Source organism: Natrinema hispanicum (assembly GCF_004217335.1).
Classification (GTDB): domain Archaea; phylum Halobacteriota; class Halobacteria; order Halobacteriales; family Natrialbaceae; genus Natrinema; species Natrinema hispanicum.
Genome location: NZ_SHMP01000004.1, coordinates 708,452 through 727,620, shown reverse-complemented (window position 1 = coordinate 727,620; position 19,169 = coordinate 708,452). Strand labels below are relative to the sequence as shown.

The 19,169-nt window shown below is 54.1% G+C and carries 16 protein-coding genes and 3 pseudogenes; 11 read left to right on the top strand and 8 right to left on the bottom strand.

The features are described 5' to 3' along the window. Positions 1-284: 284 nt before the first annotated feature. On the bottom strand, positions 285-1,934 hold the full coding sequence (locus tag BDK88_RS10460; RefSeq protein WP_130500345.1) for an O-antigen ligase family protein: 1,650 nt from the start codon (positions 1,932-1,934) through the stop codon (positions 285-287). A 206-nt stretch (positions 1,935-2,140) separates the two neighbouring features. Then, a complete protein-coding gene (locus tag BDK88_RS10455) occupies positions 2,141-3,661 on the bottom strand; it encodes an oligosaccharide flippase family protein (RefSeq protein WP_130500344.1) in 1,521 nt (506 codons plus the stop codon). A gap of 66 nt (positions 3,662-3,727) precedes the next feature. Here BDK88_RS10455 and BDK88_RS10450 point away from each other — a divergent pair, with 66 nt between their 5' ends. Continuing rightward, positions 3,728-4,747 carry a hypothetical protein gene (locus tag BDK88_RS10450; protein WP_242611655.1) on the top strand — a complete coding sequence of 340 codons (1,020 nt, stop codon included), beginning with the start codon at positions 3,728-3,730 and terminating at the stop codon, positions 4,745-4,747. A 160-nt stretch (positions 4,748-4,907) separates the two neighbouring features. Here the strand turns inward: BDK88_RS10450 and BDK88_RS10445 are convergent, their stop codons facing one another. After that, a complete protein-coding gene (locus BDK88_RS10445; RefSeq protein WP_130500343.1) occupies positions 4,908-7,358 on the bottom strand; it encodes an MFS transporter in 2,451 nt (816 codons plus the stop codon). 426 nt (positions 7,359-7,784) lie between these two features. Next, a complete protein-coding gene (locus tag BDK88_RS10440) occupies positions 7,785-8,030 on the bottom strand; it encodes a MarR family transcriptional regulator (RefSeq protein ID WP_242611654.1) in 246 nt (81 codons plus the stop codon). A gap of 158 nt (positions 8,031-8,188) precedes the next feature. On the opposite strand from BDK88_RS10440, the gene BDK88_RS10435 reads away from it, so the two are divergent. From BDK88_RS10435 to BDK88_RS10425, 3 genes are all read left to right on the top strand, one after another. Further along, positions 8,189-8,560: a hypothetical protein gene (locus BDK88_RS10435; protein WP_130500342.1), complete on the top strand. Its 372-nt coding sequence runs from the start codon at positions 8,189-8,191 to the stop codon at positions 8,558-8,560. Between the two features lie 109 nt (positions 8,561-8,669). Beyond that, a complete protein-coding gene (locus tag BDK88_RS10430; RefSeq protein WP_242611653.1) occupies positions 8,670-8,909 on the top strand; it encodes a hypothetical protein in 240 nt (79 codons plus the stop codon). After that, on the top strand, positions 8,902-9,261 hold the full coding sequence (locus BDK88_RS10425; RefSeq protein WP_242611652.1) for a hypothetical protein: 360 nt from the start codon (positions 8,902-8,904) through the stop codon (positions 9,259-9,261). The genes BDK88_RS10430 and BDK88_RS10425 overlap by 8 nt, the downstream gene beginning before the upstream one ends. A 47-nt stretch (positions 9,262-9,308) precedes the next feature. Here the strand turns inward: BDK88_RS10425 and BDK88_RS10420 are convergent, their stop codons facing one another. Continuing rightward, entirely contained in the window at positions 9,309-10,574 is a 1,266-nt protein-coding gene (locus tag BDK88_RS10420) for an RNA-guided endonuclease InsQ/TnpB family protein (protein WP_130500627.1), read from the bottom strand. Between the two features lie 144 nt (positions 10,575-10,718). Between BDK88_RS10420 and BDK88_RS10415 the strand changes: the two are divergent. From BDK88_RS10415 to BDK88_RS10395, 6 genes and pseudogenes are all read left to right on the top strand, one after another. Continuing rightward, positions 10,719-11,282: pseudogene (locus BDK88_RS10415) on the top strand (hypothetical protein); the annotation flags it as partial. Between the two features lie 373 nt (positions 11,283-11,655). Then, positions 11,656-11,919, top strand: a complete 264-nt coding sequence (locus BDK88_RS10410) for a hypothetical protein (protein ID WP_175542245.1) — start codon at positions 11,656-11,658, stop codon at positions 11,917-11,919. 46 nt (positions 11,920-11,965) lie between these two features. Further along, positions 11,966-12,469 carry a DUF4350 domain-containing protein gene (locus tag BDK88_RS22310; protein ID WP_394342664.1) on the top strand — a complete coding sequence of 168 codons (504 nt, stop codon included), beginning with the start codon at positions 11,966-11,968 and terminating at the stop codon, positions 12,467-12,469. A gap of 135 nt (positions 12,470-12,604) precedes the next feature. After that, positions 12,605-13,078 (top strand): hypothetical protein, encoded by a 474-nt coding sequence (locus BDK88_RS22305; RefSeq protein ID WP_394342663.1) that lies wholly within the window; start codon positions 12,605-12,607, stop codon positions 13,076-13,078. Continuing rightward, a pseudogene (locus BDK88_RS10400) lies at positions 13,075-14,116 on the top strand (AAA family ATPase). The gene BDK88_RS22305 and the pseudogene BDK88_RS10400 overlap by 4 nt, the downstream one beginning before the upstream one ends. 460 nt (positions 14,117-14,576) lie before the next feature. Further along, positions 14,577-14,798: a DUF7511 domain-containing protein gene (locus BDK88_RS10395; protein WP_130500340.1), complete on the top strand. Its 222-nt coding sequence runs from the start codon at positions 14,577-14,579 to the stop codon at positions 14,796-14,798. 101 nt (positions 14,799-14,899) lie between these two features. Here the strand turns inward: BDK88_RS10395 and BDK88_RS10390 are convergent, their stop codons facing one another. The 3 genes and pseudogenes from BDK88_RS10390 to BDK88_RS10380 form a co-directional block, all read right to left on the bottom strand. After that, positions 14,900-15,838 (bottom strand): hypothetical protein, encoded by a 939-nt coding sequence (locus BDK88_RS10390; RefSeq protein ID WP_130500339.1) that lies wholly within the window; start codon positions 15,836-15,838, stop codon positions 14,900-14,902. Next, positions 15,835-16,428 (bottom strand): hypothetical protein, encoded by a 594-nt coding sequence (locus BDK88_RS10385; RefSeq protein ID WP_242611650.1) that lies wholly within the window; start codon positions 16,426-16,428, stop codon positions 15,835-15,837. Before BDK88_RS10385 ends, BDK88_RS10390 begins: the two co-directional genes overlap by 4 nt. Further along, positions 16,421-17,977: pseudogene (locus BDK88_RS10380) on the bottom strand (DUF58 domain-containing protein). Before BDK88_RS10380 ends, BDK88_RS10385 begins: the two are co-directional and overlap by 8 nt. A 178-nt stretch (positions 17,978-18,155) precedes the next feature. Here BDK88_RS10380 and BDK88_RS21775 point away from each other — a divergent pair. After that, positions 18,156-19,085 (top strand): hypothetical protein, encoded by a 930-nt coding sequence (locus BDK88_RS21775; protein ID WP_242611649.1) that lies wholly within the window; start codon positions 18,156-18,158, stop codon positions 19,083-19,085. Positions 19,086-19,169: the final 84 nt, after the last annotated feature.

The window sequence follows — 19,169 nt, the reverse complement described above, 5'->3', positions numbered from 1 at the left end:
CTCGCCTCTCCTGGGCAGCAGCACAATGCCGACTAAGTGACCTGGCCGACGAGACTTCGGTTGTCCCTCTAAAAAGTGGGCCGGTGACGATTCCTCTGTCTATGACAATCAGGAATAGAAGGAATGGTATGCCCGGCTCTGCAAGGAGACTAGTATCTCCGAGGATAAACTCACACCGTATTTTCGTGCGTTCCATCCCTGCTGCCGCGTTTATTGGATACCGGGAAAAGAAACACGCGAAACTGCGCTATGACTCACCACTGATTGCCGCCACAAGAGCGCCCCTATTTGGATTCGGTTTTCATACCGATCCCAATACCGCAGATCGCCCAAAATGTAACCATTGCTGTTGTATTATTGTAGAGTGTCGTCCAGAAAGACATAGCAAGAAAACCTGCAATTCCAGCTAAAATGCCGATCGCCAATCGACAGCGGAACTCAGACGCAACATATGCAGTGTAAACAATCTGTAAAATAGCTGCACTTATTGACGTTAAAAACAACAAAAGTCCTGGGATCCCTGTTGCAACAAGATATGACAAAAAAGTGTTATGAATGGCCATTCCGTCTGGAACTCCATATTTCGTGGCAATAATATTAAAATTATTCCCACCAAGACCAAATGCGGGATAGTCCCCTCCGATATCCAGGGCTGAATTATACTGTTTAAGCCGTATTCCAAGTGTACTGGTGTCGACGACGTTCCCACTACCCGCCTTAGGAGTAGATGGTTCTGGTACGTTCGAACTATTGTTTGACACTCCTTCCACTGAAACTTCTGAACTGTTATTTGATGGTTTTGATTCCCCACCGTCAGCTAATTCCGATGAGGACGTGGTTGCTGGATCTTCTCTCTCATTCCTGATTGTTATTTGTTTAATTTTCGTCGCGATACGCGTCCACTCACGCAAAACAATGTTCACAATCACGACCAAGGTAGTAATACTCACACCTCTCTGAAACAGCTTTTTCCGATACAGGGTCCCAAACAAGACCACGAGAACTATGGCTTCCAGAAAAAAGGCACCTAACCCAGCGTCTGTATCAGCCATCAGAACGAGGATTCCAGCTATGCTTGCTCCAAATAGCCCGAGTATAGAACGCCGCCGTGAGTCAAGAGACAAGGCAAGTAGTATTGGCATACAAAGGATGAGCAACCCAACGAGAACTCGAGACGACCCAGCAAAACCACCTGTATGCTGACCCGCCTGATACGCGACGGGGCCGATGGTGATAGATCCAATGTGATAAGAGCTAGTCTCACCGAGATAACTGAGACCGAAAATAGTGCCATGATATGCTTGTGCGAACGCAAAAAATGAATGGCCCGCAACAGCAACAAGAAGAGGATAGATAGCACACTTTGGATTGGTGTAGGTGACATACAAGGTGGCGGTAATCAGGATAAAAAGAAAGCGGAACTGTTCAAGACTGAATATTACCCCAGCAACAGTCGATGAACCGGCTCCGAAAACCGCTGAGACCATTGACCAGATTGCAAATAGAAACAGTGTAGCGACCGTGACGCGACTTAAGTCTGATAACTGGTCTGCCGTTTGTGAGTGCCAGTAAATCAAAACTCCAAAGACAGGAAGAAGTATAAGATCAAATAGATATAGATTCCCCTGCCCGATTCCTGGTGATGCGATAAGTGGAATATTAGCATTGAATGTCAGTAGAACGAAAAAGGAACTCCCTAGGCCAGTGACAATTTGGTTGGTTGCAAGCAAATAGAGGAAGTACATCAACCCAGAAATTCCTATAAGGAGAAGTGGTGAGAGATCACTCGTAATAAAAGCAGCGGGCACGAAAAATACTAACAGGAAAGTTAACACGAAGTTGGTTTTTAGTGCCTTATTTGAAGTGATGATTTTTGGTAGATCTGTATTTATCCCAAGCACATCCCTATACCATTGTGAAAGAGTTCCGTTCATTATTAGTTAACTGAGATTGTTAGTGATTTAGGTTTCGATACACCATCGTAGCCTCATCGACTCACTGCTATTTTATATCAATCTGACCGCCGATCTGGCTTCCAAGGTTCGATAAAGTGAGCGCGACTGCAGATACGAACATTGTACGAGCAGTCTGATAACAAGAATATGACGGTAATAAATCTTGATAGTTTCCTTCTGCTTTTTCATCGAAGCAGCCCGATAAGATAATGAGTGTCGATATCAAGTTTTGTTTCAATCTTTGAAAGGATTTGTTCATCCCCTGCAGATATTTGTTTTGTCCTTAATATAATAATGGTGTGTGATAGGTACGTCACAATTAGCACAATTAGCAGAGAAACAACATCTAACTCACTTATAAGGTTTACAATGCTCCAGACTGCAGTGATGACAATCGTGCTTGCGAAAAGCGGCTTAAGAAATGAACGGGAAAATGGCAGGATACCGGTCTCTCGATGGAGCCAAAATAAATAAAAGAGGTTGAATAGTGCGTATGCACTGGCAGAGGCCGCTGCTGCCCCTATAATGCCGAATCGGGGAATCAGCATGATGTTTAGTATGATATTGAGTATACCGGCTCCAACATTTCCGGTCATCACAAGTCGAGTCCTCCCGAGCGCGACCAGCGCATCACCAGATGAACCGCTTAGGACATGGACGAAAAAGCCGCTCGCGATAAGCATTAATGGAATCGTCCCGAATTCGTACGACTCTTTAAATACTCCAGTTAGAAGAGCCTCCGGTGAAAGCATCATCGCGACGTATATTGGCAGAACAAGCAACACTGCCCACTCAGTAACTGAATTATAAACATCATGCATTCGATCGAACGCGTCTGCAGCCTCCAATTCAGAGAAGACTGGCATGAAGAGGAAACCAAACGAACCGAGAACCATCAACAGAAGACGAGCAAGGAGAAAGGCACCGTCGTAGATGCCAACCTCTGCGCTAGTCTCGTAATACCCTATCAGAAGGTTATCTGCCTGCTGGACAGCGGTCCACATCGCTGAAGAAATCATCAGCGGAAGCGAGAACTTGAGTAGCGTTCTATAACGTGGCTTGAAAGGGGCAAACTCAAACGTACTCGTCCGTCGATAGAGGTAGTATAGACTGAGTATTGTTGATAGTCCGATACCAACAGTCCATGCAACTATCGCTCCGAAGGCACCGTACCCAATGAAAATAGCTCCAACGATAAGTGCAAGGCGAGACAGAGGAGAGACGAAATTATGGACCACAATTCGCTCGTAAACACGTTTTTTTCCGCGAAATGTGGCGATAGTGACAGCCTGGATTGTCATACCGGGAACGAGTGCACCGGTCACTCGTAAAAATGGTGTAAGTCCATCTTCGCGAAATACCTGTCTCGCAAGTGGTTCGGCAAACCAAATTAGGATACCAGAGAACAAAAGGGAAACAGCGATAGTACTTGTAATCGCGGTCAGCGTCACGTCTCGAATCTCTGATTCGCTCTCACACCGTGAGACAGTGCGGGCGACACCCTGACGTAAGCCAAGCGTGGCAATAGTCGTGAATCCACCGCCGACAGTTAGCGCTAATGCGAAAAGCCCGTAGTCAGCTGTGGGAAGTTGACGAATCAAAAACATCCGAATGAGAAATCCGAGAGCAGTACTCAGAATCGTGCCCATGAGGATAAATCCCGTGCCGCGGGCGATCGTGCTCTCTTGGGACTCTTCTGAATCCATTTCTGAATAGTTGGCTCTCTCTGATATTGGTAAGTTTTGTCTTTTATACCTCACTAATAGCGCCGCTTGCTACTGATCAGCGTCGTGAAAGGGAAACGCAAAAATAACATAAAGCCGAGCGAGAACGATATATTAGTAATGAAGTTCCCAGTGCACTATACTTTTTCTAATCTCAAGAAAGCCGTTCACGACCCAGCACTCTTTCTCGTTGAGGGAAGGCGCCTTGCACTATCCGCGAATGCGGCATACTCTCGGCTACGAGGATTCAATGGAACATGTAAAGTTATAGAGGAGGATTGGGATAATCTGATCATTTTAGATGGCTGCCGATATGATCTTTTTGAGGAGGTAAACTTCCTTGATGGACGACTTGAATCACGAACTTCAGTTGGGAGTGAGAGTTGGGAATTTCTCTGTGAGAACTTTCAAGGACGACAGCTACACGATGTAATATACGTCACGGCAAATCCACACGCACCCAAACTTGACGACAACACCTTTTATCAGACGGTAAACCTGCTCAAGCACCAATGGGATGAAGATTTAAGAACAGTTACTCCGGAGGCAATGACAAAGGAGGCGCTCAAGATACATGAAAAGCACCCAAATAAGCGTCTTATTATTCACTATATGCAGCCCCATTTTCCATTTATCGGAGAGAAAGGACAAAAGATCGCACACGCCGGGGTAACACTGGGGAACAAGACAAGCAATGAACAGACACCACATGTCTGGTCTGGGTTACGTGACCGAAAACTGGACATTGACGAAGATTTCGTTTACGCGGCTTATAAAGAAAATCTTGAACTTACACTCCCACATGTTCGGAAACTCATCAGTTCGTTAGATGGAAAAAGTGTGGTGACCTCTGACCACGGGAATTTGACTGGAGATCGAACTAGACCAATCCCTGTTAAGGGTTACGGCCATCCAAGAGGGTTCTATGCTCCTGAACTAGTGACAGTTCCATGGCTCGTCATTGAAGGATCGAACCGGCGACATATCACAACAGATCCGCCCTCTAAGAACGAACAGATGGATTCCGAAGTCGTTGAGAACCGGTTAGAAGATCTCGGATACAGGTGATCGAAGACATCGCACGGACTTAATTCGTGACGTAATTTATTCTCTTATCTACTTCGGTTTCATCCATGCCAGGCGACCCTGCAGGCAGTATGGGCCTCACGCTGGGTCTACTCAAGACTTGACGAAAGCGACACCAGTCCATCCACAGCGAACAGGAAACTCACTTTTCTAGTACGACTGTCTGTCCGTTCATCAGCTCCTCCTCAGTTACGGTCACCGTTCGGTTATCGATGGAGTAGTTGCCGGTATACGGCACTGTCACCGTGGCCCGCCCGTTATCCTTAACGACCACCTCGCGCTCGTAGGTGAATGATTTACCGGAAACAGACACGTCTTTCTCGACAGTTGCCTCCATACCTGGCTCACTAGATACCTCGAGCGTTGCCCCGGGAACCACCGCGAACGCTGCAACATTATCGGAAACGAAGATAGCCTGATAGTGGGCGAGACCGTCCGTCTCGCTTCCGCCCGCACCGTACTGCTCGAGTAGCCGCGCCTGCGCACTGTCGGATGGCACCTCCTCGTCGATCTCCGTTACAACGACATAGCCCACCCGGCCGTTGAACCGATCGTACCAGCCATCAGGGTCTGAACTAGTCCGGAACGCTTGGTAATTGTTCTGTGCATAGTTGTATTTCTCTGACTCGCCGTTGACGAAGTGGTTATACATCCGGTTGTCACCCAACTCGCTTAGCACGTAGTTCCCAGGGAAGGTCTGGTTGGCCGCTTTGGAGTGGTCGTTGATCGAGCTTGCTGCTTCCATCTTGGCCTTGCTGTGGGTCACGTCATTCGTCAGTCCGGGCACATATATGAGGCTCAGCCCGAACACGAGCAAACCGACTCCGAGGAGGTAGCCGATCGCTCGCCCGTTCGGCAGCACTATCGATGGCTCGAGCGTTCGACCGCCATCGGCGGCGACTGGCTTGCCGTCTCGAGCATCACCTGTTGACACATCCGAACTTTGGAACGGCACTGGCGTTCGAGCCAGTTCCACCACCGAGAGTAAGTGGACAAACCCGAGCCCGGTGAGCACAGCCAGCGGTATAGCGAGTTGGCCGGCAAAGCGAACTTGAATTCCCGCAAGCACGAACAAATACCCTGTATAGGTACCGACGAGCAACCAGCCGGGTTCGTACCGCTGATAGACACGCCAGACGACCCAGCCGAACACAAGAAGGGCGACGTAGAATCCCATTCCGAGTTGGTACATCGGGCCGAAAAAGACGGCGTACTCCGTCGAGAACAGCGACATTGTCTCGGTCATCCCCTCCCGGAAGAAGAGATCATCAACGCGCGCCATCGCCTCAGCCCAGTTTGTAGGCTGTAGTCGCTTAAACGCGTAGAGTCCACCGGCCGCGACGATGCCTTCAAACGCGAGCAATCCGCCGATATGAACGTTGAGCCGCCGCCATAGTTCACTGAGTGCAACGACCGTGATCGCACCGCCGAGAACTAGCGCTGGCGTGGTCGCGACGAATTCCGCGTGCCACCCCCAGCGGTGGTGAAGAGCAAGCGAGAGTGCGCTCCCAATACCCAGTCCAATGAGCAGTGGGAGGTTCGCGAGCGTAGGCGACACCTCCGCTCGAGCGTCCATCGAAACTCGCAGTCCGATGTATCCCGCGAGAGGTATCAACAGGAGCGGCGAGCCACCCCAGGCGTGTATCCCAGCCGCGACCGAGAGTCCAAAGACGAGAGCGACGATCCACGTCATTGGTGTTCGGAGATGCTCCCGAACGCATGTGTGTGCCTCCAGACTGCCCTCGAGTCGCCGTTGGAGATCGACGGCGAGCCATGTCACCGTCACCAATGTGATCCCGAGCCAGAAGTATTGGTGAAGCTGATGATCGATGAAGCCGAGGCCCGTATAGACCGCGTTGATCGGTGTCACTGCGAAGACAAGGACTGACGCGACACCGACACGAACGTCTCGAGTAAGTAAGACGGTCATCTTGTAGATCGCAAGTCCGAGCGCGATGGAGGCGGCGATAGGGAGCCACGCTGCAACAGTGCCAGCCGCCCCCTGGCCACCGCCAAGCAACTCGGCGAGGAACCAGTTCGTCGCATGGGCAAGCGGTTGCACTCCTGAGACACCAGGCGGCGCATCTACCAGTACCTGGTAATCCAGGGGTCCCGAGGCCGTTGCCATCAACTCTCTCATCCAGTAGCGGAAGTAATATGGATCATTCCCCGGCGAGACGACGTAGCCGTTCTGAAACACCGATCGAAACGCCGTCATCCTGGCTGCGGCGACGACTAGCAGCGCTCCAAGCAGCGCCGTCAGTGCGCGAAGGTCAAGACTGGCCCAGAACTGCTCGAGTTCAATCTCGGGTCCACCATCGTTCGTGGTCTCCTCGAGTTCCTCGCCCTTCAATACCGATTCAATGACTGTCCGATCTGCGACTCGATACCCACCGTCGACGTTCTCAACGATGCCACGCGAGACGAGTTCCCCGAAGGTTCCCGAGTCCAGCGCGACGTCGTCAAATGTCCAGGTCTTGTGGTCGGCGTCGACTGCAAGGACGGTCTCGAGTACCTGATCGCCGTCATCCAGATCCTCGAGGAATGATGTCGTCGCGTCTGTGATATCGCCCGAGTCGCCGTCAGTAGGCATCGTCAATCACGTGAGTGTAAGGAAGTATCATATTTTCGTTCCGAACAAGTAGCAGGCCTGTAAAACATATTACGTCTGTACTCTGCAGTTAGCGTTTTTACAGATCATGGTCGTGTTTCCTTTATATCCGACCTCAAGAAGTTGCCCACCACTTGACAATATAGGCAACTGAAAGATAACGGAGTTCGGGCTCACAAGGTTGCATCCAGAATACGCCCGCTTTCGACACCTATCAATAGCCTTTGACAGATGAGGTGGCCGATGAGAGCCACGGTAAGAGAACCCGATTCTACCCTCTAGCCAGCATTTTTCGTTCATTAGGGCCCATCGCTTTGAGCGCATCACGAGGGTAAGATTTCGCGTGAAGTTATGAGATATTTAACTCGTTGACCGTGTCAATATTGAACCATACAATGGGATCGGTTCTTATTCGATCTCTTTGCGCGGGTCATCGACGAGTTCATAGAGACCCTCATACACTTTACGCGCGTTACCGTGTTCCACGAGTCGGCCGAGACGGTCACGGACATACTGCAGGCTATATCCAGTCTTTTCGGCGACAAAGGGGGCAGTAACACGCCCCTCATTCAGCATATCGAGCACCTTCTCGTCGGCTGGTCCGAGATCTTCTTCGTCAAGCATCGAATCTCGGTTGATAGTTGTTACGCTCACGTCTAAATGGACAATGGCTTTGGACATAATCCTTACTCCACAAGCCTTAGGACCTAAGGGTTAAGTGGCGCAGGTACATGCTGTAGAATGAGTACGGGATGCCTCAAAATCTCTGAGGCCGGTGTTACAGCACCGACCCCGTGCTGGAGCAACCAGCAATGTCAGATACAACTGCGATACACGAAACAATTTCGACTACACCGACCCGGGCCAATATTGTCCTCGAGCAATCAGGAAGCTACTATGGTTACCTCGGGCAAGACGGTGAGGGCTTCTATCATCACGTCGATGAAGCCACGAATACCGTCTACGTGACACCAGCCCGCGCTGAGCGATTCCTCCCCGACAATGCGGGACTGTACTGGTTTCGCGTCCGTGGCGAACTAGATCATATCGAAGAACTCGAGCAAGACGGAGACCGCGACAGGTGGATTGCATATGTCGAGTCGGTCAGAGGCTGGACAGACCGTCCAGTCCATCTTGATGTCACGGAGGTCTTCGCCAAGATGCACGAGGATGATCGGCGATGACCAACGAACGCCGAGTCACCATCACACTCGAGTTCGAGTACCCGATCACACCCGGAGATCTTGAACGCGCCTACTGCGAAATTCTCGAGCAGGCAGAGGAAGGTCGATAATGGACGAACTTTCCCTGCAGTGGACACCCGCCCATGGCCCAATGCGAAAGTTCGTCTTCAAGCCACAATCCGAAGGCGAGTACCCATGGGCTCGTATCGAGTTCGAACTCTGCGAGTCACAGTGGCAAGAAGTCGGTATCGAGTATCTTGATGAGATTTCGTTCGTCAGTGACGACAGCGAGGGAAGTGTTCCATCTCGCGTTCAAACCTATTTCGAAGGGGGTGACGTTGATGAGTAATCTCTCTGAACGTGAAGAGGTCGATATCGAGACCCTCGTCGAAGTAATCGACTTGCTCCGTGAGCAGAACAGACAACTCACCGAGCGCGTCGATACGCTCGAGTGCGATTTTGAACAGACCCAAAACAAACTCGAGGGCCTCGAAACTGAGAAAGCAGACCTCCAAGAGACAAACGAACGTCTTCGCGAGCGGCTCGACAAGTGCGAACAGGAGACCACTCGGCTTGACGCACTCACAGATGCCGCACGTAAGCGATCGGGAGTAAACAAACAGCGTATTGAAGAGCTCCAAGCTCGCGAACTCGAGAAAGGTGCACACCTCCTCACAGAGACTGTGGATCACTGTCAATAACCCCGACCACAAGGGTCGGGGCTTGTCAGTGGACTCCCGTTCTGCCGCTATACAGCGGAGGCATTGAACTCGCCATTCACGGTCAACGTCCCTGACTTCAGGGCTGATTGACACCCAGCCCATCCACCACGAGACTTCTGCCCGCGATGGATATATCCGCAATATCGGACGGCGATATTCTTCGCCGCGTTATAATCCGCGTTCACCTCATACCCACACTTCTGACACGCAAACGTCTTATCATCGCGGTTATCCTCGTGGGTAAACCCACAACAAGAACACCGCTGCGACGTGTACGCTGGACTCACGAAATCCACGAATAAGTCGCGGTCTTCAACCTTGTACTCCGCGATTTCCACGAACTTCGCATAGGCCCACTGCTGAAACTTTGACCCGTTAGCAATGTTCTCACGGATGTGTTTCAGGTTCTCGAAGATTACACCATCAGCAGTGACTCGCTCTGCTTCTTCGAGTAACTCGTTCACGCGGTTATGGAGCCAGTCCAACGACCAGTCTGAGAACCGACTCCCAATACGTTGGATCGTCAAGTGGGATGAACGCGTGCCTGTCTGTTGCAGGCGACCTCGGCGTTTCTCGAACTCGCTGCGTTTGTGAGTGAGGTAATCCGCACTGCCGATGAATTTTCCAGTGCTTGTGACGGCGAACGCGCCAGTCACGTTCAGGTCAACACCGAGAACCACTCCGTTCTCGATACCCTCTTCACGTGACGTGGCTTCTTGGCGTTCTATTCCGTCAACCTTGTAGTTGGGATTCTTCAGCGTAACGTGCAGGTAGAAGTCCTCACTGTGTTCATCATACTGGAGTGTCGCACTTGAGGCATCCCACTCGTCGCTCTCATAGTACCTTCCGAACGGTGTCTCTTCCCGCTCGTCTTCACGTGGCAACACGTAGTCGACTTTGACTCTTCCGTTGACAGTGGAGAGTGTCGCGTGGTCAGCGTTGAACGTCGCGGAGCGTTTGTCGTACACTACGCTCCACGAGTCAAACACGGGTTGACTCGTCTTCTCTCCCTTCTTCAACTTCTCGACGCCTGCATCGACGGCTTCGATGGCACGCCGAATGCCTTTCTGGACGAGGTTGGCTGTGAGGTCGTGTTCTGCCTTGAGGTCGTCGTAGAGTGCTTTCTCAGCTTTGGCTTTCGACGTGATACAGTAGTCATCGTAGCGCCACGCCCAGTCACTCGTCTGATTGGCACAGTTGAGGAACTGGTCTTTGGTGTGGTGGAAGTCTGCTTCGCAGTCGCTAGGCATGTTGAGTTTGATAGGTACTGTGCGGCGCGGAGCGTCGTCCACCATCTACTTCACATTATTGGGTGTTGCCTAATAAAGATCTGTGTTTCGTGGGGGAGTCGGGCTGTCTTTTTTGCGTGGGTTGATTCCCACGTGTCGGCTTCCTCCCCGAGGTCAAGCCTCGGGGCATCCGCCTCGACCGCCTGTGAAGTGGACGTCGACGATGATCGACTCGAGCGGATCGCAAAAGACGACGGCCACAGCTATTATCGGCTCCCTGAGTCAGACGATCCACTCGAGCGTGGTGGTAGCGTCGCACTCGCCCATGGTGACCTGCTGCCGATCCAACAACTTGCGCGGATGGACGAGGAAATGCTTCGTTCGACGGCGAATGCTCTTCCGACACAGCTCGCTGCAAAGCTCTGGAGAGCAAGAACTGACTCGAGCGTCGGTGACAACCCCTGGGAGTCCGGATGCAAAGGAGTCAAAGAGTACCTCAAGGCAAGTGATATGAAACACTGGATCCGCCGACAGGAACCAGGAACAAGTGAGACCTACGCGAAGAAATTGGTCTCACGAACGATCGACGCCGTGCTCGATCTCTCGAACCATCGTGTTGCGATCCGTAAGCAGACCGAACGCAAGAACGGTCTCGAGTACACCGAACGTCGGCTCATCATTCCCACCGATGCAGAGATTCCGGGTGAGATGTCGAATATGAGTGGAGCTAAACAGGCTCCGGAGACAGCTGGCGTCCACGGTCACCCGTAGACAGTAGGTCGAACACACCCTCGAGAGAGGATATATCCCTCAGGATAGCACACCCACACATCACGCAAGCGGTTGGTTAGGTGGTTGGTTAGCTATGAGTGGACCTCTCGAGCAGTCTTCGGCAGTCATCACTGAGGACGGTCTCGGAAGGAGTGTCCGAAGACGACAGTTGTCCACAGTATCGATGGTCATTTCTCTGCCTTGAACATGGATCCATAACCCCACTCCCGTACGATGTCATCGGAGACGGCAGCAAGAAGAGACAGACCATATTAAGTGGACTGTGTGTTAATTAAGCCCACGATGACAGTGCGCTACGTTTAGGTACCTTGAGGGGTTCGTACTTGACTACTAGATGCCAACTCAGCGCAGAATGCGGTTTGTACATGGACAGGTCGCATGGATGATCGCGACAGTCCTCGTGCTCACACTGTTGAACGCGCTGTCCTACGAGTTGGTTTTCGTTCTTTCACTGATCGGCTTCCTGGTCATCACGGAACTGACGGCCCCATTCAACGTCACACCGACATGGCGACGCCGCCTTCGTTGGCTTATTCTGCTTGGCCTCGCAGGTTTCGCAGTCATCGTCGTGCGACGGATTCTCGAAATTCTGCCACCGGAGGTGGTCCCAGTATGAATTCCAATCATGTACTCTGCCTCACTCGAGTCATGAAGGTGATTCGATGAGCTGGCTTGGCGACGGCAGAATCGACTGGCCGCGAATCCTATTGCTCGCACTCACCGTCACCGTACTCGTCACGCTAGGTACTGTGGCTGCGACATCGTCGACTGCATTCGGTCCATACAATCCCTCTTGGGATGGATCGTCTGACTTCCGGCAGGATGCTGAAGATGACCCCACAGTCGAGAGCCATCTATTGAGTGACACCGCCCAGTACGATGAACTGCCGGCCAACGAGACGGTCGCGTTCATCATCGCGCCAGATGAACCCTACGAGGGAGAGGATGCTGAACGGATCAGAGAGTTCGTCGATGAGGGTGGTACGCTCGTCGTCCTCGAGAACTTCGGCGAGCCAGGAAACGAACTGCTAGCCGATGTCGGTGCTGAAGCACGTGTGGATGGACAACTTGTTCGGGACGAACGTAACCACTTCCGTGGGCCAACAATGCCCGTCGCGACGGAAGTGTCGAGAATCACACGCTCACGTCTGGTGTTGACCAGCTGACTGCTCAACTATGGAACTGCAGTCGAACCAGGAAACGCAACAGTGCTGGTAGCGACCAGCGACTTCGCATACCTCGGTCCTGAGGATAACGAGTTGGACGAACAGGATGAACTCCAATCATACCCAGTCGCCACAGTGGAAAATGTTAGCGAGGGGAAGGTGGTCGTCGTCGGTGACCCGAGTATTACGATCAACGCGATGTACAGTGAGCCGGACAACGTCGCGTTCGTTCGCGGATTGTATGCTGATGCCGATCATGTGATCTTCGACCGCTCGCACGGTTCCGGGGTCCCTCCGCTGGCCGCTGCGATGCTGGTGATCCGGGGCTCACCATTGTTACAGCTGCTCGTTGGTACCATTGGCATCGGATTTGTTGCAGTGCTCTCTCAGATTCGGGTCAAGTCTGCACGCGAGGCCTTGCAGTCCCGGCTGCCAGCGCGCTTCCAGCCCGCCGGGAATCGCAATGACGGGACAATTGGTCCTGGACTCTCTGATTCCGAACGCGCCGAGTTCCTCCGCAGACAGCATCCCGACTGGGATGAGGAGCAAATCCAACGTATGATAACAGCGCTTAACCATCCCCGTTCGGAAGATGAGACAGACGAATGAGCGGTACCACTGATTTGGCCGACGGGACGAGCGGCGATCCCGAAGCCATCTATGATTCGCTTCGCAGCGAGATCGACCGCGTTCTCATCGGAAACGACGAGGCAGTCGAGTATTTGACGGTCGCGTTACTGACCCGTGGGCATCTCCTGATTGAAGGGGTTCCAGGTATCGCCAAGACGACGCTCGCGAACCTTTTCGCGCGGACGACTGGCCTGGAATACAACCGGGTCCAGATGACTCCCGACACCCTCCCGGCCGACATCACGGGCACGCACATCTATCGACAGGGAGCGGGAACGTTCGAACTCCAGCGCGGTCCCGTCTTCGCAAACCTCGTGGTTGCTGACGAAATCAATCGCGCAACGCCGAAGACCCAGAGCGCGTTGCTCGAGGCGATGGAAGAACGGCGTGTGACCATCGAAGGGTGAGACGCTTTCGTTGCCGGATCCGTTCATGGTTGTCGCGACCCAAAACCCGATTGAGTCTGAGGGGGTATTCCAGCTCCCAGAAGCCCAGCGAGACCGCTTCCAATTTAAGCTGACGCTCGATCTGCCGGACCGAACAGACGAACGGAGAGTTACTCGACCGGTTTGACGATGATCCGGAAGCTCGGCCCTGACGATGTCGAACAAGTCATCGAGCCAGAGAAGGTCATCGATGCGCGCCAGACCGTTCAAGCAGTCCACGTCGCACCCGCTGTCAAAGAGTACGTGCTCGATCTCGTCGCCGCGACGCGATCGCATGCCGATGTCGAACACGGTGCTTCACCGCGCGCGACGCTGGCGTTTCTCAACGGTGCCAAGGCGCGTGCCGCGATCCGTGGCCGTGACTACGCCATTCCTGATGACGTGAAGACGATGGCTGAACCGGTACTGCGTCATCGGCTCGTGTTGAGCACCAGCGCCGATCTGAGCGATGTTGACCCCTGAAGCCATCGTCGCGGAGATCGTCGACACGGTCGAGCCGCCAGGTGCCGATACAAAGCAGGCATTCGAATCGGCCGCAGCGAGCGACAGCGACGAGAAGATTCTCGAGTGAGTTTCTCCTCACTCCACGGTGGCAACGTCCCCGACGAGCTCGATTAGTCACAGTTCCTCGTCGGCGATCGCGGCCGCACGGAACATAGGTTCGTGTTCTAGTTCTCCGGGAAGTGGTGGTACGACGCCGATCAACTCGAGACGTATTCTGTGAGCGTGACCTCGCAGTCATCGAAATCGAAACACTATTTGGTAGGCAACGTTGGCCTCGAGGTCGTATAGACCACTCTCAAGGGCCGCAGAATTCGCGGTCCGACGACCGACGATATGCTGACCTCGAAAATCACCGCTTGGGATTTCAGTCCCGAAGACCTCTGCCCACCTCAATGGGAAGCAACGACTCACACACGAAGGTCAGCAAGCAAGGCAAGTATGACTGACGCCACGCAGGACATTGAGGAAGCAATCCACTAACTCGAGTACGATACCGAACGCAAGCAAGACTCAGCAGCCCTCCACCAATGACTAATACTGACCCCTTCCAGTGGAAGACTGACCCCACGATACACTTCACCGCCCCACACGCAAACCAGCGCCGTGACGATATCGATCATTTCGTCGTTGAACACGAGACCCGGCCCGACGACCTCGCGTTTGTACCTCGTGACCCGGACGGCGACGTGCCGACCCAATGGATTACGATCAACGCCGACGACGCGCTCTCCCTCGAAAACTGGCGATAGCCGCTCATTCAAAGCGTTTCGAGCGGATGCCACGAGGCGTGACCCGAAGCGGTTGACCCGAGTTCCCGTAGTCTCGCCTCGAGGTCAAACTTAGCGTAGAATCATTCTGATCCGACGCCCCCTCTCTCATTACTGGAGTCGTCTTTTGTGTTGCCCTCGTCGTCGATATCTTCCCACCGACAGGTGACCAGCCAGTCCGATCGCTCGTTGGCTGGTGTGACCTCGAGTCGGATTGGCCGCTCGAGCCCAGTTACGAATCCAACCGCGAGAAATGAGACGATCGGATGGTCAAAGCGGTCAAGATCGCCGAACGCGCTATCGTCGATGGCGACGGTGATGCGGTTCGAGGCTACATCTACATCTGGCTCGGCACTGCCTGTGAGTTCGAACTGCTCGACGAGGCCGTCAGCGAGCTGGGTTGCAAGCGGTGCCGGCGCAGTCGCGAGGTCGTCGGTCAGTGCACGCTCGAAGTCTTCGAGCAGCGTTGCTCCGGTGGGCTCAAGAACAAGTCCACGGTGCTCAGGATTAGTCAAGATTGGTCCTTCGAGATCATCCAGCGTGGGCAGTTCGCCGGTCGTCTGCTGGGGGACGTATAGGCGCGCACCCGAAGCGTCGTCAGTCGGGAGGTAGACGCGATCGTCGCTCAGGCCGAGTTCACTGGCGATTGCGGCCTCGTTGGCTGCCATCGCAGCATAGATCCGTTCACCGACATCTGCAGCGACAAACGTCCCAGGCGTCAGGTAGTAGGTAAGTACTCCGCCAAACAGACCCACCGAAGCGAGTGCGAAGAGCACTTCCCGGCCATCAGGGAAGAGGACTGCGGCGAGGGCCGCACAGGTACCAACGAGGGCTAGTCCCGCTGCAGTGCGACGGTATTGCGATTGCTTGGCGCGAGCATACTCGGCACGCAACCGCTCGTTTTCCGCCTCTAGAAGTTCTGTCCGTGCCGCGAGTTCGAGTCGGTCATCGTCCTGCCCGTCTGCTCGGTCAGCGTCCAAGTCGGTCGTCGTCTCGTCCAGATCAACATCAGTCGTACTCATATGTCAGTGGTGGGTTCAGTCGTCGGTTTGGCAGTCGTATCGGTATCTGTATCGGTGGTTGATTCGTCGGTTTGATCAGTATTGGTCTGGTGTGCCTGCTTTCCGTCCTCGCGGTCTGGAACCAGTCCGAGCCGAACAAGCTCGAGTCGGTGAAGGCCGTATGAAGCGATCGCGAGGAGAACGATCACCGTTGTGGCGGCCAGATAGAGCGACTGCGAGTCGACGATAAGCCACGCAGCGCCTGCCAGTGTCAGTGTACTCGTGATCGCGACGAGCGTGATGCGACCTGGGCTCTCAGTCCAAGGAACTGGCGAAAGGAGAACGGCAATGAATGTGACTTCGACGATGATGAACGGGAGTGGATCGATTCCGTCCGGGAAGGATGCAACGAGTGCAACGTGACCGGCTGCAAGCGCGTATGGTATCCCAAACAGGTAGCCAACGAGTGCCGTCGCAATCCCTGCAAGCGCGCCAAGTGGGCCAGCGACGGCACCGAACGCAACGACTATCAGCAGCGAGAGAGATGACGAGTTGACCAGTTCGCGGCCGGTCGCAGGCCGGGACCTGCATCGATTCGGGCGCTCACGCATGACCACCTCTCGAGCGGCCTGCTTCAATGACAGGCCGATAGCCGGTCGGTTGGCCCGACCTCGAGGGCGGTCACGTTATCGATCCGGGCGAGTTCTCGCCGGAATTCCTCGAATTCGACGTAGCGGTCATAAGCTTGCTCGATATCCGCCAGCCCACCCGGTTCGTAGAGTACCGACGGTGCGAGCAGAACCAAGACCTCGTTTCCGCCTTGCCGTGCGAGCGAGACCGTCTCGCGGAGTTCTGCTGGCCGTGAATCATCAGTACAGATGACGGTCCAGATCGAGCCCCGTGCGTCCGTCACACCCCTGTGGACTGCTCCGTATAGTGGATCCTCGGCGATCCGTTCCCGGTATCTCTGTTGACCAGAATAGAATGGACGCAGTGTCCGTCCAAACGCGTCATCTTCATCTGTTCCTTCAAGATCGGATAACGACCGCTGGGCGTCCGTGGGAGTGGTGTTCCGTCGCAGAAGCGGAACGTTGTTTTCGCCCGCTCTGACCGTTCTCAATTGGGTGCTTGAGGATCGCTGACTGCGCTCAATTCATTCGAGTTCGTTTCTGTGCTGTTCATCGTCGTGGTACCCATTTGGTTAGAGATGGGCGTGTCCGCCGCTATCGTCGGCTCGAGAGAGAGCAGTTGACGGCGGATTGGCCTGTAATTGACGGTCGACGATGCTATTCCCCGATAGTTAGTGATTCCACCATCGCCAACCGTCACGAACCCGAGTGGGTTGTTAAGTCGACGAGTGTTTCCTGCGATGACGAGGGCCACCTCGCGGAGGGCTTCAAGTTTTGTTTCGCCCTCTGAACCCATTGCGAGTGAGCTACGGTGGTCGACGGCCAGCAGGGTCCGGCGGTCACTCTCGGCCTCGTACTCGCGGACGTACGGCGTTGTGTGCCGTGCCGTCGCCTTCCAGTCGATCCGTCTCCCTGTATCGCCAGGGAGGTACTCGCGGAGTTCAGCCGGTTCGATTCCTGTGCCGGTTCGTCTAGACTCGTGGGACCCGTACGACGCGGCAATCCGGTCACCTCCCTCACCGACGTGAATTGACCGGGGACTGGGGGGTTCGACGGTCACTGTCGGCGTTGAACCAGCCGTAATCGTCTCTCGGAACAACCCATCCGTCGCTGTCACGGTTATTTTGTCGAACGTGTGACGACCAGCGACGGGCCAAGTGACCGTCCGTGTTCGGTTTGCCTGTTCGATGGCTGGTTCAAGTGAAAGCACAAACGGTCTAGTCGCAGTCGCTGCGACCGGTAGTCCAGCAGAGACTTCGAGTGTCAGTTCCGTTTTGGCTTCTCGCGTCGCGGTGAGCGTGACTGGGGTCTCGTCTCCCGTTTGGACGGCCGTACGGGTTGGAGACTGAACGACCGACAGCGACTCCACTGTTCGCTCGAGGTCACGGGTGAAGCGATACTGGTGGGCCAGTAGCCACGCGCCGATGAGGGCCGACCCAACAAGCACGAGCGGACGTGCAAACACTACTGCAAGGACGGCAAGCACAACGGCGAGTGCGGCGACCGTCCATCCCTGGCGCGTGGGGTACATGTCTTGACAGATTTCCGTGACCGTGTTCAAAGTATTGATTACCAGCAGACGAGACGATCCGGAATCGAGGTGCAGGCGGAGATAGGTGTATCCCGATGCGTGGACAGTCCAGTCGGTTGTGGCGAGTGTCGCCGCTCGAGAGAATACCTTATTTGGGTGCACTGAAAATTCCTCAGATGTGAATACTGTCGGTGGCCGTTCGCTCGTCTTCGCCCTCTTGATCATCTTAATGACGGTTACCAGTGGAATTGCCGTAGCGAACCCGGCGAGTGCGGCGGACGGTGATGCCGTCTATCGTGTCGCGGTCCAGCAAAACGACACCGACAGGGTGCAAAACGAGACAACCCCACATCGGAATCCCGACAACTACTCCGAAGACGGTGACCTCAACAGCGTCGAAGGGTGGCTATCAGATCGTCTGTCGACGCAGCTTGGCGAGAGTGCGATCCAACTGAGCGAGGGAGAATACGAACTCGCGAAAGACTATGTCGGTGAGGAATATCGCGAACGACTGGGACAGTACGTCGATGTCGCGGGAGAGACCAACGGCGAGAGTCAGGAAGACGAATTCGAAGAAGCCGGCGAAAAGCAGTCTCGGCTATCCGACACCGTTCAGGAATATCGAGAGACGAAAGACGAGTACGAAGCAGCCCGTGAGGCGGGTGATGAGGAACGTGCACGTGAGCGCGCACGTGAACTCGAGACACTTGCCAACGAGATTGATTCCCTCAGTGGCTCAGTTCGTGAGAGTTACGACAAGATCGAGAACCAGACGAATGCCGACCTTTCGGAGGCAGACACGGCGATCGAGAACGTTACTGAAACGATCCAGACCGAACAGGCAGCCGTTCGCGAACAGTCGTTTGAGAAAACAGAGCTGACGCTGACATCCGAACGTGAGACGATCTCGTTCCTTGAACCACTGGTCGCGACGGGCGAACTACGGACAGCTGGCGGGACTCCAATTGCGAACGAGGAAATCAGACTCGATGTCGGAAACCACACCAAGTGGGTCACAACGGATTCAGCGGGCGCATTCACTGCTCGAGTATCGTCCGATCGACGAACAACTATCGACCGACGAACTCGCCGTCCAGTACGTGCCTAAGACACAATCAGTGTACCTGGGCGACGAAGCTAACGTCAGTGTCTCGATCGAGCAGGCCGAACCGACCTGTCTCACTGAGCGAGG